General features: G+C 62.4%; 13 protein-coding genes. All 13 read right to left on the reverse strand.

Going from position 1 to position 11,054, the window contains the following annotated elements:
- Nucleotides 1–18: 18 nt before the first annotated feature.
- Nucleotides 19–768 carry a phosphonate metabolism protein PhnP gene (gene phnP / locus KGB28_RS22650; protein ID WP_223447970.1) on the reverse strand — a complete coding sequence of 250 codons (750 nt, stop codon included), beginning with the start codon at nucleotides 766–768 and terminating at the stop codon, nucleotides 19–21.
- On the reverse strand, nucleotides 759–1,325 hold the full coding sequence (gene phnN / locus KGB28_RS22655; RefSeq protein WP_223447971.1) for a phosphonate metabolism protein/1,5-bisphosphokinase (PRPP-forming) PhnN: 567 nt from the start codon (nucleotides 1,323–1,325) through the stop codon (nucleotides 759–761). Before phnN ends, phnP begins: the two co-directional genes overlap by 10 nt.
- Nucleotides 1,325–2,470, reverse strand: a complete 1,146-nt coding sequence (locus tag KGB28_RS22660; RefSeq protein WP_223447972.1) for an alpha-D-ribose 1-methylphosphonate 5-triphosphate diphosphatase — start codon at nucleotides 2,468–2,470, stop codon at nucleotides 1,325–1,327. Before KGB28_RS22660 ends, phnN begins: the two co-directional genes overlap by 1 nt.
- On the reverse strand, nucleotides 2,460–3,179 hold the full coding sequence (gene phnL / locus KGB28_RS22665) for a phosphonate C-P lyase system protein PhnL (protein WP_223447973.1): 720 nt from the start codon (nucleotides 3,177–3,179) through the stop codon (nucleotides 2,460–2,462). Before phnL ends, KGB28_RS22660 begins: the two co-directional genes overlap by 11 nt.
- A 29-nt stretch (nucleotides 3,180–3,208) precedes the next feature.
- Entirely contained in the window at nucleotides 3,209–4,015 is an 807-nt protein-coding gene (phnK, locus tag KGB28_RS22670) for a phosphonate C-P lyase system protein PhnK (protein WP_223447974.1), read from the reverse strand.
- Entirely contained in the window at nucleotides 4,012–4,884 is an 873-nt protein-coding gene (locus tag KGB28_RS22675) for an alpha-D-ribose 1-methylphosphonate 5-phosphate C-P-lyase PhnJ (protein WP_223447975.1), read from the reverse strand. The genes phnK and KGB28_RS22675 overlap by 4 nt, the downstream gene beginning before the upstream one ends.
- Entirely contained in the window at nucleotides 4,877–5,953 is a 1,077-nt protein-coding gene (locus KGB28_RS22680; protein ID WP_223447976.1) for a carbon-phosphorus lyase complex subunit PhnI, read from the reverse strand. The genes KGB28_RS22675 and KGB28_RS22680 overlap by 8 nt, the downstream gene beginning before the upstream one ends.
- The gene (gene phnH, locus KGB28_RS22685; RefSeq protein WP_223447977.1) at nucleotides 5,953–6,543 is read right to left on the reverse strand and encodes a phosphonate C-P lyase system protein PhnH; all 591 of its coding nucleotides are present in this window, start codon (nucleotides 6,541–6,543) and stop codon (nucleotides 5,953–5,955) included. Before phnH ends, KGB28_RS22680 begins: the two co-directional genes overlap by 1 nt.
- Complete coding sequence (gene phnG, locus KGB28_RS22690) at nucleotides 6,543–6,992, reverse strand: phosphonate C-P lyase system protein PhnG (protein ID WP_223447978.1); 450 nt, start codon at nucleotides 6,990–6,992, stop codon at nucleotides 6,543–6,545. The genes phnH and phnG overlap by 1 nt, the downstream gene beginning before the upstream one ends.
- 11 nt (nucleotides 6,993–7,003) lie before the next feature.
- A complete protein-coding gene (gene phnF, locus KGB28_RS22695) occupies nucleotides 7,004–7,708 on the reverse strand; it encodes a phosphonate metabolism transcriptional regulator PhnF (protein ID WP_223447979.1) in 705 nt (234 codons plus the stop codon).
- Between the two features lie 38 nt (nucleotides 7,709–7,746).
- Complete coding sequence (gene phnE, locus KGB28_RS22700) at nucleotides 7,747–8,529, reverse strand: phosphonate ABC transporter, permease protein PhnE (RefSeq protein ID WP_223447980.1); 783 nt, start codon at nucleotides 8,527–8,529, stop codon at nucleotides 7,747–7,749.
- A gap of 144 nt (nucleotides 8,530–8,673) precedes the next feature.
- Nucleotides 8,674–9,684, reverse strand: coding sequence for a phosphonate ABC transporter substrate-binding protein (gene phnD, locus KGB28_RS22705; protein WP_223447981.1), 1,011 nt, complete (start codon nucleotides 9,682–9,684; stop codon nucleotides 8,674–8,676).
- Nucleotides 9,685–9,727: 43 nt separating this feature from the next.
- A complete protein-coding gene (gene phnC, locus KGB28_RS22710; RefSeq protein WP_223447982.1) occupies nucleotides 9,728–10,561 on the reverse strand; it encodes a phosphonate ABC transporter ATP-binding protein in 834 nt (277 codons plus the stop codon).
- Between the last annotated feature and the right edge of the window lie 493 nt (nucleotides 10,562–11,054).

The following is an 11,054-nucleotide window of genomic DNA, read 5'->3' on the forward strand; positions in this document are numbered from 1 at the left end:
AATCACCACGCCTGATCGCTACAACACACACCCATCAAACCCGACCCTGACATTCGCCGGCAATTCACCCCGATGCTCCATCAACCACGCATCCAGGGTATGCCCGACATGAGTCAATACCGCCGAATTCGGCTGCAACTCATCAATGCACTGCAAGGCCAGGTTCAGGTCGTTGTGATTGCGCGGGGGTAGGGGTTGCGGTGGCATGGAGCAATCCAGCACCAGCACATCCAGTGGCTCACGCCGCAGCCAGCTCAACGTGTCTGGCGGCAGGCCTACGGTGTCGGTCAGGTAGGCGATTCGCCGCCCTTCTCCTTCCAGCAGATAACCGAGGGTCGGTTTCGAGTGTTGCAGTGGCAGCGCGGTGACGCTGAGCGCACCAAACTGCCGGGTTTCGAAGCTAACAAATGGCTGGCTGAAATCTAGAATGCCGGGGTGTTTGTAGAGGTCGGCCAGGCCTTCCGGGTCCACGGGACCGTGGACCGGAATCACCAGGCCCTGGCCCCAGCGCATATGCAACAGGCCCTGGGCGTGATCGGCGTGGTAGTGGGTCTGGAAAATGCCGTTGAAACTGCGCGGCGGGAAACGTTCGCACAGGTCAGGCAAACCGCTGTCGATCAACCAGCGTTGATCTGCGCACTCGATCAGCGCACTGCATGGTCGACGCTGCAAGCGTTCATCGTGGCGGGCCGCATCGCAAGCCACACATTCGCAGCCGTAGACCGGCACTTGCCGGGCATCACCGGTGCCCAGCAACGTCAGGCGCATGGGGCTTGCTCGTCAATGCAGGCCAGCAAGCGTTCGACCGTAGACTCCAGCGACCCGGAGTTGTCGAGCAAGTGCACGGCCGGATCTTCAGCCAGCAGCCGCTCGTTGAATCGGGTATTGCGTGCCAGGCGCTGATCGATCTCGACCAATGATTCTCGCTCGCGCTCCAGCAGTCGTTGGCGCAACACTGCTTGATCTACGGTCAGCAACAGCACCAATGCCTTCGGATAACGCAGGCGGGTGTTCTGCAAATGCCCCCGCGAGCCATTGACCAGTACGTCCTGGCCGGCGGCCAGCCAATCGTCGATTTCCCGTGGGATGCCATAGGACAACCCATTGGCGTGCCAGCTCAGGGCAAATGCCCCTTGAGCTTCCATGTCGGCAAACTGCTGCACGCTGACGCCCAGCGCCGCCTCGCCCACGGCTTCGGCCGAGCGGGTAATGACTCGCCGTACCATACGGCAGCCGCGATCGGCCAGCCGCGTTCGCGCGGCATCCAGCAGGCTGTCCTTGCCCGAACCTGAAGGCCCGATGAGATAGATCAACCTGCCTGCCATCAAAATACCCTCTTCGCTTGTCGCCATACTTGCTGGACCACCGGCAAACCGTCCTGACTGCGCGCTTGCAGCAGGTCGGCACGCAACCCCGGAGCAATTTCACCGCGATCAGTCAAACCAGCCGCCCGGGCCGGATTCCGGCTGACCAGGCGCACCGCTTCGGCCAGACCGATCCGCTCACTTTGCGCCGCCAGCGCGAACGCCGATTGCAGCAGGCTTGCCGGGTAGTAGTCGCTGGACAGAATATCCAGCAAACCTTCGGCGGCGAGCTCTGCGGCGGCCACGTTACCCGAGTGCGACCCGCCGCGCACGATGTTCGGTGCGCCCATCAACACATTCATGCCGTGCTCCCGGCAACTGCGCGCGGCCTCGACGGTGGTCGGAAACTCGGCGATGGTCATGCCGTAGCGCGCCGACTCCTCGACGTGGGCCAGGGTCGCGTCATCATGGCTGGCCACCGACAGGCCAAGGGCCAGGCAGTGCTCGACAATCGCCGCGCGGTAACGGTCGCTGTAGGTGTGCGAGTTGGCCATCTGCAAAGTGATGAAATCATCCATCTGCGTGGTGGTCAGATGGTACTTGCCCATGTAGTACTCACGGTACTTGGATTCCAGCACGAACTGGCGCTGACCCGGCGAGTGGTCCATCACCGACACCAGTTGCACCAGCGGGTTTTCCACCAGATCGCGGAACACGCTGAGGGTGTCCGGGTGGCACAGTTCGCAACGCAGGTGCAGGCGGTGTTCGGCGCGGGTCAGCCCGGCGTCGGAGGCTTTAGAGATAGCGTCGAGCATCGCCGGCAGTTTCTGCATGCGATTGCCCTTGGGGTTCACGTCGCCGATGGACACTGCGTCGAACACCGTGGTGATGCCCGCCGCGATGATCTGCGCATCGTGACTGAGCACCGCCGGTACCGACGGCCAGTCCACGCCCGGACGCGGGGTCATGTGGCGCTCCAGGTTGTCGGTGTGCAACTCCACCAGACCCGGCAGAAGATAATCGCCATTGAGGTCCAGGGCCTGGGGCAAACGGCTCGGGCCTTCGGCGACCTCGGCGATCAAGCCGTCGCGCAGCACCACGGTGCCGTAGAACACACGGTCAGCGGTGACCAGTTGGGCATTGCTGAGGATCTGTTCAACGGGCATCGGCGTATTCCTCTTGGTTCACGGCGGCGGGAGTCATGTCGAGATGGCGATCGGCAACCGCCTCGCGGGCGATGCGGTCGTGAAAGATGCCGACCAGCGCGGCACCGGCGGCTTTTGCTTCGTTCATCAGCTCCAGCACCACCTGGCGATTGCTGTCGTCGAGTGATGCAGTCGGTTCATCGAGCAACATCACCGGCCACGCGACCATGAAACCGCGGGCGATGTTGACCCGTTGCTGCTCGCCACCGGAAAAGGTGCCTGGCGCCAGTTGCCAGAGGCGTTGCGGAATGTTCAGGCGACTGAGCAAGGATTCGGCGCGAGCTTGCGCCTGCTCTTTCGACCAGCCACGGGCCAGCGCCGGCTCCATCACCACGTCCAGGCACGCCACCCGTGGGATCACCCGCAGGAACTGACTGACATAACCCAAGGTGCGCTGGCGCACTTGCAGAATGTCCCGGGGCTCGGCGCCCACCAGTTCCCGCCATTGGCCGTCGTGCTGCACGCGGATGCTGCCGCCTGCCGGCAGATAATTGCCGTACAGGGTGCGCAGCAAGGTGCTCTTGCCCGCGCCGGACTGGCCATGCAGGACCAGGCATTCGCCTCCCGCCACACTGAAATCCACCCCGCGCAACACGTTGAGGACCACGCCGTTCTGCTGATGCAAAGTGAAGGTTTTCGAGAGGTCACGGACCTCGATCAAGGTATTCATCGCAGGGTTTTCCACTATTGAACGGGGCTTCACGGCTGCAACACCGACGACACCAGCAGTTGCGAATAAGGGTGCTGCGGATCGTCGAGGATCTGATCGGTCAGCCCGGTTTCCACCACCCGCGAACGGCGCATCACCATCAATCGATCGGCCAGCAAGCGAGCGACTGCCAGGTCGTGGGTGACAATCACCACCGCCAGGTCCAGTTCACGCACCAACCCGCGCAGCAGGTCGAGCAAGCGCGCTTGCACCGAGACATCGAGGCCACCGGTCGGCTCGTCCATGAACACCAGCCGTGGACTGGACACCAGGTTGCGGGCAATTTGCAGGCGCTGCTGCATGCCGCCGGAGAAGGTCCGGGGCAAGTCGTCGATGCACTGCGGATCGATTTCCACCTGGCTCAGCCAGTCGAGTCCGGCCCCACGCAGTTGCTGGTAATTGCGCACGCCCTGGGCCATCAGGCGTTCGCCGATGTTGGCCCCGGCGGACACGCCCATGCGCAAACCGTCCCGAGGGTTCTGTTCGACGAAGCCCCATTCGGTACGCAACAAGGTGCGGCGCTCGGCTTCGCTGGCGCTGTACAGGTCCAGCCATTGACCCTGTTTGTCGCGGTAACCGATGTTTCCGCGTTGCGGTGGTAGACGACCGCTGAGCAAGGACAGCAAGGTCGACTTGCCCGAACCGGACTCTCCGACAATGCCCAGTACTTCACCGGGGTACAGATCAAAACTGACGTCCTGACAGCCCTTTTCCAGTCCGTACAACAGCGACAAATCACGCACTCGCAGCAGCGGTTCAGTGGACACGGACACTTGGTTTTTCAGCGCCTGGTTCATTGGCCCTGCTCCTGCTGGCTGACGCGCTGGGCGCAGTAATAGGTATCGGAACAGACGAAGCTCTGGGTGCCAGCGTCGTCGAGGATCAACTCATCGAGGAACGAATCGCGGCTGCCACAGATCGCGCAGCACTCTTCCCACTTCTGTGCTTCGAAGGGGTGATCCTCGAAGTCGAGGCTGGTGACTTTGGTGTACGGCGGCACCGCGTACAGACGCTTCTCACGGCCGGCGCCGAACAGCATCAGCGCCGGGCTCATGTCGAGTTTCGGGTTGTCGAATTTGGGGATCGGCGACGGGTCCATCACGTAGCGTTCGTCCACCATCACCGGGTAGGCGTAGGCCGTGGCGATATGGCCGAAGGTGGCGATGTCTTCGTAGAGTTTGACGTGCATGACCCCGTAATCGTTGAGGGCGTGCATGGTCCGGGTCTCGGTTTCCGACGGTTCGATAAAGCGCAGCGGCTCGGGAATCGGCACTTGGTAAACCATGATCTGATCGGCGTGCAGTGGCGTTTCCGGGATGCGGTGACGAGTCTGGATCACCGTCGCGTCCGGCGTACTTTCGGTCGTTGCGACGCCAGCGGTGCGGGCGAAGAATCGGCGGATCGACACGGCGTTGGTGGTGTCGTCCGCGCCCTGGTCGATGACCTTGAGCACGTCATCGTCGCCGAGAATCGCGGCGGTCAATTGCATGCCGCCGGTGCCCCAGCCATAAGGCAGCGGCATCTCGCGACCACCGAACGGCACCTGGTACCCGGGGATCGCCACGGCCTTGAGCAAGGCGCGGCGGATCATGCGTTTGGTCTGCTCATCGAGGTAGGCGAAGTTGTACGCCGTATCGCGCACCGGTGCCTGGCTCAAGTCATTCATGGTTTTGCCCCTCGGCAGGCTTGCGCAGTTTGCGGATCAGTTCCAGTTCGGCCTGGAAGTCGACGTAGTGAGGTAACTTCAGGTGCGAGACGAAGCCTGCGGCCTCGACGTTGTCGCAGTGCATCAGCACGAACTCTTCCTGCTGCGCCGGGGACACGATCTCTTCGTTGTATTCGTCGGCGCGCAAGGCACGATCGACCAGTGCCATGCCCATGGCCTTGCGCTCGGCGTGTCCGAAGGCCAAACCGTAGCCGCGGGTGAACTGCGCCAGCTCCGTGGCCGAGCCGACGAACTGGTTGACCATCTCGCACTCGGTGACTTCGATGCAGCCCAGGTTGATCGGGAAGCCCAGCTCTTCGGGATCGATCCACACCTCGACTTCACCGATGCGAATTTCCCCGGCGAACGGGTGATTGCGGCCATAACCGCGCTGGGTGGAATAACCCAGCGCCAGCAGGAAACCTTCGTCGCCACGGGCTAACGCTTGCAGGCGTTGCGCGCGACTGGCGGGTAGCTCCAGTGGGTCGCGAGTGATGTCGGCCACGCTTTCGCCGTTGTCCGATTCGGTCTTGATCAGGCCCTCCTGGGCGAGCAAACCGAGGACTCGCGGACAGGGCTCAAGGCTGGCATTCGGCGTGACTTGCGGCCCCGGGTATTCGCCTTCGGCCAGCAGTGCAAAGTCCAGCAGACGATGGGTGTAATCGAAGGTCGGGCCCAACAGTTGCCCGCCCGGCACATCCTTGAAGGTTGCGGACAAACGTCGGCTGAGCTGCATGTGTTGCGTGTCGATCGGCAGGCTCGGGCTGAAGCGCGGCAACGTGGTGCGGTAGGCCCGCAGCAGGAAGATCGCTTCCACCAAATCCCCCGCCGCTTGCTTGATCGCCAGCGCCGCCAGTTCTTCGTCGTACAGCGAGCCCTCGCTCATCACCCGCGCCACCGCCAGCGGCAATTGCTGACGGATCTGCTCGACACTCAGCTCAGCGACCGAGGTATCGCCCCGGCGCTTTTTCGCCAGCAGGCGGTGGGCATTGTCGATGGCCTGTTCGCCACCCTTGACGGCTACGTACATCAGGCGCGCTCCTCTGCGATGCGGGTGCTGCGGGGCAGGCCGATCAGGTCATGGCCGGCAGTGAAAAACAGGTCAAGCCCACGGGGGAATTCGTTGCGCAGTTCGCGTTCGCGCCAGAAGCCATCGGCCACCGGCAGCGCGACGCTGTGTTCGCTTTCGATGCCCGGCCCGCGCCATACCAGCCCTGCTCCGCCGTCGAGGCATGGCAGCTGAACCAGCAAGGTGCAGGACTGATCGGGGTAACGGTCGTTACCCGTATCGAAACCACTCAGGTCGAGCAGATCCTCAGCGGCAAGCAAGGTAAACCGTGCGTCTTCACGCTTGGCAGTCAACGGGCAACCACAGTGGAACGCCAGGTTGGCGCGGATCAGCGGCGTGTCGAACGATGGCGCCAGCCACAGCGGCGTGTCGACATCCAGCAACGCCAGGCACAGTGCATAGGTCGCGGGCATCAAGCCTTCGAGTCTCGGCGAGGCGTGCAGCGTCTGGATCAGACCGGGGCCGGCCAGGGCCTTGAGTGCAGCGCGAAATCCGCGCTGGGCATCCAGCACCGGGTCGGCGAACGCCGGTTGCAACAGCTGCGCGCTCATCAGTTTTCTCCTCGCACGAGGGTGAAGAATTCGACTTTGGTGGCGGCGGTTTCCGCCTCTTTTTGTGCCCGGCGTTCGGCCTGAACAGTCGCCAGCGGCGTGATCATTTCCGCCAGCCAATGGCGCTGTTGCGCGCCTTGCAAATGCGCGTCAGCCAACGCGGCCAGTTCGGCATGGACCTTGTCGCGACCCGCCAGATAGCTGTAGCCGGTACGGCCATCGGCCAGGCGCACCACGCAGCGGGTCACGCTCATTTCGCCGACGTTGAACGGCGCGCCGTTACCGCCCATGCGGCCACGGACCAGGGTCATGCCGATTTCCGGGGCGCGGATCAGTTGGTACTCGATATCGCGCAAAGCGGCTTCGAAGGGCTGCAATTCACTGCGGCTGGCGCGGGCCAGCACACCGATCCAGTGCTGCCGTTCGGTATGAGGAACAGGATTGTGCATTGGGTTCTCCATCAAGTGACGACCTGGTACTGGAAGCGATCCGAACGGCTGGTGGACTGGGCCAGCTCCACGGCACGGCCGTCGCGATCGCGGGAAAGGGTGAACACACTCAGGGCCGGCAAATGTCGGGGCATCAGCAGCAACGCGGCCTCCTCACGGTTGGGCAAACGGGCGCCGATCAGACTCTGGGTACGGGTCAGCGGCAGGTCCCGTTCGCTCAGGTATTTGCGCAGGGAGCCACCGGTGTAATCGGCCAACAGCGGCGCGTGACTGGCGCAGTAGCGATGGCGGATCAGGCTGACCGGCTGGTTGTCGAGCTTGCGCAAAGTCTGCAATTCGATCATCGGAGCCATCTCGGCGATGCCCAGATACTGGGCTTCTTCGCGGCTGGCGAAGCAGTAACGACGCTTGAGCAGCACTGCCTCGACGCCATGTCCCTGGGCCGACAACGACTGGCTGTAGGCACTGTCGGCGGTCATCGAGTAAATCAGCGGCCGCTCCAGCACCTGGGTGCCTTTGCCCTGGCGGCGCAACAGGCTGCCCTCGAACACCAGTTCATCGATGGCGCGGCGCAAGGTATGGCGGTTGACCCCGAAGCGCTCGGCCAACATCACCTCGCCCGGCAGGAAGTCTCCGGCGCGGTAATCCGCCAGCTCCCGGCGCAGGATGTCGGCCAATTCGCGGTACACCGGCTCATCTTGTCTAGACAACTGCATGCTTTAAAAAAAGCGCCCGTGGGCACCCCTCCGAAAAATCAGATGAACTGCTTGCGCAGGCGTTGCGAGAGGATGTCGATCAGGCTGACGATGACGATGATCACCAGCAGCACCGCGCAGGTCTGCGTGAACTGAAAGGCGCGGATGTTCTCCCACAGGATCACCCCGATCCCACCGGCGCCGACCATTCCCACCACCGTCGCCGAGCGCACGTTGGCCTCGAAACGGTACAGCGCGTAGGACACCCACAGCGGCATGACTTGCGGGATCACCCCGTAGATCACCTCTTGCAAGGCACTGGCACCAGTGGCGCGAACGCCTTCAACCGGGCCGGGATCAATCGCCTCGACGGCTTCGGCGAACAGCTTGGCGAGTACGCCAGTGGTGCTGATCCACAGCGCCAGGACCCCGGCAAACGGACCCAGCCCGACGGCCACCACGAACAACATCGCGAAGACCATTTCGTTGATCGAACGGAACGCATCCATCACCCGGCGCAATGGTTGGTGGATCCACCACGGTGTGATGTTTTCCGAGCAGAGAATGCCCAGCGGCACCGAGCAGACAATCGCCAGCACCGTGCCCCACAGAGCGATTTGTACGGTGACGAGCATTTCCTTGAGGTACATGCGCCATTCATGGAAATCCGGCGGGAAGAAGTCCCCGGCGAAGGTCGCCATGTTTCCCGAGTCGCGGTACAGCGCCATCGGATTCATTTCGGCGCCGTGCCAGGCCCAGGTCAGCAGGACCAGGAACAGGCCCCAACCGAGGTACTGCGGCCAGGTGCGCTTGCCGACAGCTTCAGCGTGCAGAGTGGTCATGAGGTTTCTCTAAAAAAGTTATGCCTGGTGCAAAAACCTGTGGGAGCGAGCTTGCTCGCGATGGCGGTGAATCAGTCGACATCAATGTTGAAGGTGCCGACGTCATCGCGAGCAAGCTCGCTCCCACATTTACCGCGTCGTGGATCAACCGGCGTTGGCGGTCTTTTTGTCGCCCTTATCGAGCAAGGTCAGGCGCTCTTGCAGCTTGGCCAGCTCGGCATCGATGTCGGCCAGTTTTTTGGCCTTGTCGGCGGCTTCCAGCTTGTCGTCGGCGCTGATCGTGGTGCGCTGCTTGAACAGTTCCAGCTGGCGAATCGGCAGTAACTGGTCGTCGCTGGACTTGAGGAATTTGCCCAGTTGCATGCCCTTGAGCACAGCCTTCTCTTCGTCGGTGTCGCCGTAGCTGAAGATGAAATCGCGGATCCTGGTTTTCTCGCTGTCACTCAGCGCCTTGCTCCACACCAGCGGGTCGGCTGGAATCAGTGGCGACTTCCAGATCACCTTGAGTTGTGCCGCCTTGTCCGGCTGGGTGACTTCCAGGCGATCCCAGCTTTCGGTGTTGAAGGTCGCCACATCCACTTGCCCCTTGGCCACGCTCAGCGCGTTGACTTCATGGCTGGAGTTCAAGGTGCGCTTGAACGCAGTGGCGGCGTCGACGTGGTTCTTGGCGAACACGTAGTAGCCCGGCACCAGGTAGCCCGAGGTGGAGTTCGGGTCACCGTTGCCGAAGGTCAGACTCTTGGCATTTTTCAGCATGTCGTCGACGGAGTTGATCGGGCTGTCCTTGCGCACGATCAGCACGCTCCAGTAACCGGCGGCGCCACTGGCGGCTGCGGTCTGGGCGAAGATCTCGCCGTTGGAGCGGTCCACCGCTTCGATGGCGGCCTTGTTGCCCAGCCAGGCCACGTCGACCTTGTTGAAACGCATGCCCTGGATCAGGCCGGCATAGTCAGAGGCAAACGTGGCGTTGATCTTCAGGCCGGTCTGCTTCTGCATGTCATCCAGGAATGGCTGCCAGATGCTCTTGAGGTTTTGCGAAGACTCGGTGGACATGATGCCGAAGTTGATGGCTTTTTCTTCCGCCTGGGCGGTGCCCAATACACAGCTGGCGAGCAGCGCTGCGCCAGCAAAAACGCGACCGATACGGTTCAACATGGAAAGGTTTCCTGAGGGTGAACGGTGGGGGAATCCGGAGTGATCAAACGCGCGCCAGCACCAGCCGGGGTGCAGCTTCGCTGTGACGGGACGGGTCGGAACACATGAGGCTGGTGTCGATGTCGGCGCCGTACAAATCGTTGAGGAACGAGCCACTTAGCTCAGTACACGGGCCATCGAAATGAATTCGACCGGCTTTTAGTGCCACGGCGCGCGGGCAATAGCGGGTGGCGTAGTCGACCTGATGCAGGGTCACCACCACGGTCTTGCCGTCGCGGCGATTGATGTCGGCGAGGATTTCCATGACCTTGCGCGCGGACTCCGGGTCGAGGGAGGCGATCGGCTCGTCCGCGAGAATGACTTCGGCACGCTGGGTCAGCGCACGGGCAATCGCCACGCGCTGCTGCTGGCCGCCGGACAGGGTCGAGGCCCGTTGTGCCGCCAGGTCAGCCAGGCCGACACGGTCCAGGGACTCCATGGCGAATTGCTTTTCCTCGGCATTGAACAGGCCCAGGTTGCCACGCCAGCGCGGCATGCGCCCCAGGCAACCGAGCAGCACGTTGTCGAGCACGCTCAAACGGTTGACCAGGTTGAACTGCTGGAAGATGTAGCCGATGTCGGCGCGCAGGCGGCGCACCTTGCCGTTGAGCCGTCCGCTCGCCTGTACTTCCCGCCCCAGCACTTTGACGCTGCCGCCGTTGTTTTTATCGCAACAGGCCAAGCCCGCGAGATGACGCAACAAGGTGGATTTGCCGGAGCCGGACGCGCCGATCAGCGCGACCATCTCACCGGCCGCGATGGTCAGTTCGAGGTCGACCAGTGCGGTTTTGCGCGCAAAGGTCTTGTTCAGATGATCGACATGGATAGCTGCGTTCATGGGCTTCTCTGTCTGGTTGAACAGCCGTCCGTGGCTGTATTTGAGTTCAACAGACTTTAGGCATGGGGCATGTCAGCCCTATGACTTGCACATGTCACTGGATGGGCCATTTGATGAAGGTTTTGTGAAAGGTTGAGCTGGAGGTTTGCGCATTTGGTCCCGGTTGCATCCATTGTTGTGGTCACCGAAGAACCCTGTGGGAGCGGGCTTGCTCGCGAAGGCTTTGTGTCAGGCGATGATTATTTTGTGGGTGTACATATCCGTTGCTGCGGTAACGGCCACTTAGGGTTCCGCCCTTACGGCGGGTTACTTGGAAGAGCCCCAACTAACCAAGGGCTCTTGCCCCTGACGTTCGGTGCCTCGCCTAGGCTCGGCATGCCCTCGCTCCGGTCCTGCTCCGTGGGCCCGCCGCCATCGGCCATCCATGGCCGGCGGCGGCTAACCCGGCATCCATGCCGGGTTGCCCACTACGCAGAACCTCCACTCGGCCTCA

The sequence above is a fragment of the Pseudomonas sp. BF-R-19 genome, assembly GCF_019956445.1.
Classification (GTDB): domain Bacteria; phylum Pseudomonadota; class Gammaproteobacteria; order Pseudomonadales; family Pseudomonadaceae; genus Aquipseudomonas; species Aquipseudomonas fluorescens_BH.

Excerpts from the sequence above, each read along its gene's own strand:
- phnL (WP_223447973.1), bottom strand. The coding sequence starts at position 3,179 with ATGAATACCTTGATCGAGGTCCGTGACCTCTCGAAAACCTTCACTTTG.
- KGB28_RS22675 (WP_223447975.1), bottom strand. The coding sequence starts at position 4,884 with ATGAATGACTTGAGCCAGGCACCGGTGCGCGATACGGCGTACAACTTC.
- phnP (WP_223447970.1), bottom strand. The coding sequence starts at position 768 with ATGCGCCTGACGTTGCTGGGCACCGGTGATGCCCGGCAAGTGCCGGTC.
- phnD (WP_223447981.1), bottom strand. The coding sequence starts at position 9,684 with ATGTTGAACCGTATCGGTCGCGTTTTTGCTGGCGCAGCGCTGCTCGCC.
- phnC (WP_223447982.1), bottom strand. The coding sequence starts at position 10,561 with ATGAACGCAGCTATCCATGTCGATCATCTGAACAAGACCTTTGCGCGC.
- phnE (WP_223447980.1), bottom strand. The coding sequence starts at position 8,529 with ATGACCACTCTGCACGCTGAAGCTGTCGGCAAGCGCACCTGGCCGCAG.
- phnK (WP_223447974.1), bottom strand. The coding sequence starts at position 4,015 with ATGAACCAGGCGCTGAAAAACCAAGTGTCCGTGTCCACTGAACCGCTG.
- KGB28_RS22660 (WP_223447972.1), bottom strand. The coding sequence starts at position 2,470 with ATGCCCGTTGAACAGATCCTCAGCAATGCCCAACTGGTCACCGCTGAC.
- phnF (WP_223447979.1), bottom strand. The coding sequence starts at position 7,708 with ATGCAGTTGTCTAGACAAGATGAGCCGGTGTACCGCGAATTGGCCGAC.
- KGB28_RS22680 (WP_223447976.1), bottom strand. The coding sequence starts at position 5,953 with ATGTACGTAGCCGTCAAGGGTGGCGAACAGGCCATCGACAATGCCCAC.
- phnH (WP_223447977.1), bottom strand. The coding sequence starts at position 6,543 with ATGAGCGCGCAGCTGTTGCAACCGGCGTTCGCCGACCCGGTGCTGGAT.
- phnG (WP_223447978.1), bottom strand. The coding sequence starts at position 6,992 with ATGCACAATCCTGTTCCTCATACCGAACGGCAGCACTGGATCGGTGTG.
- phnN (WP_223447971.1), bottom strand. The coding sequence starts at position 1,325 with ATGGCAGGCAGGTTGATCTATCTCATCGGGCCTTCAGGTTCGGGCAAG.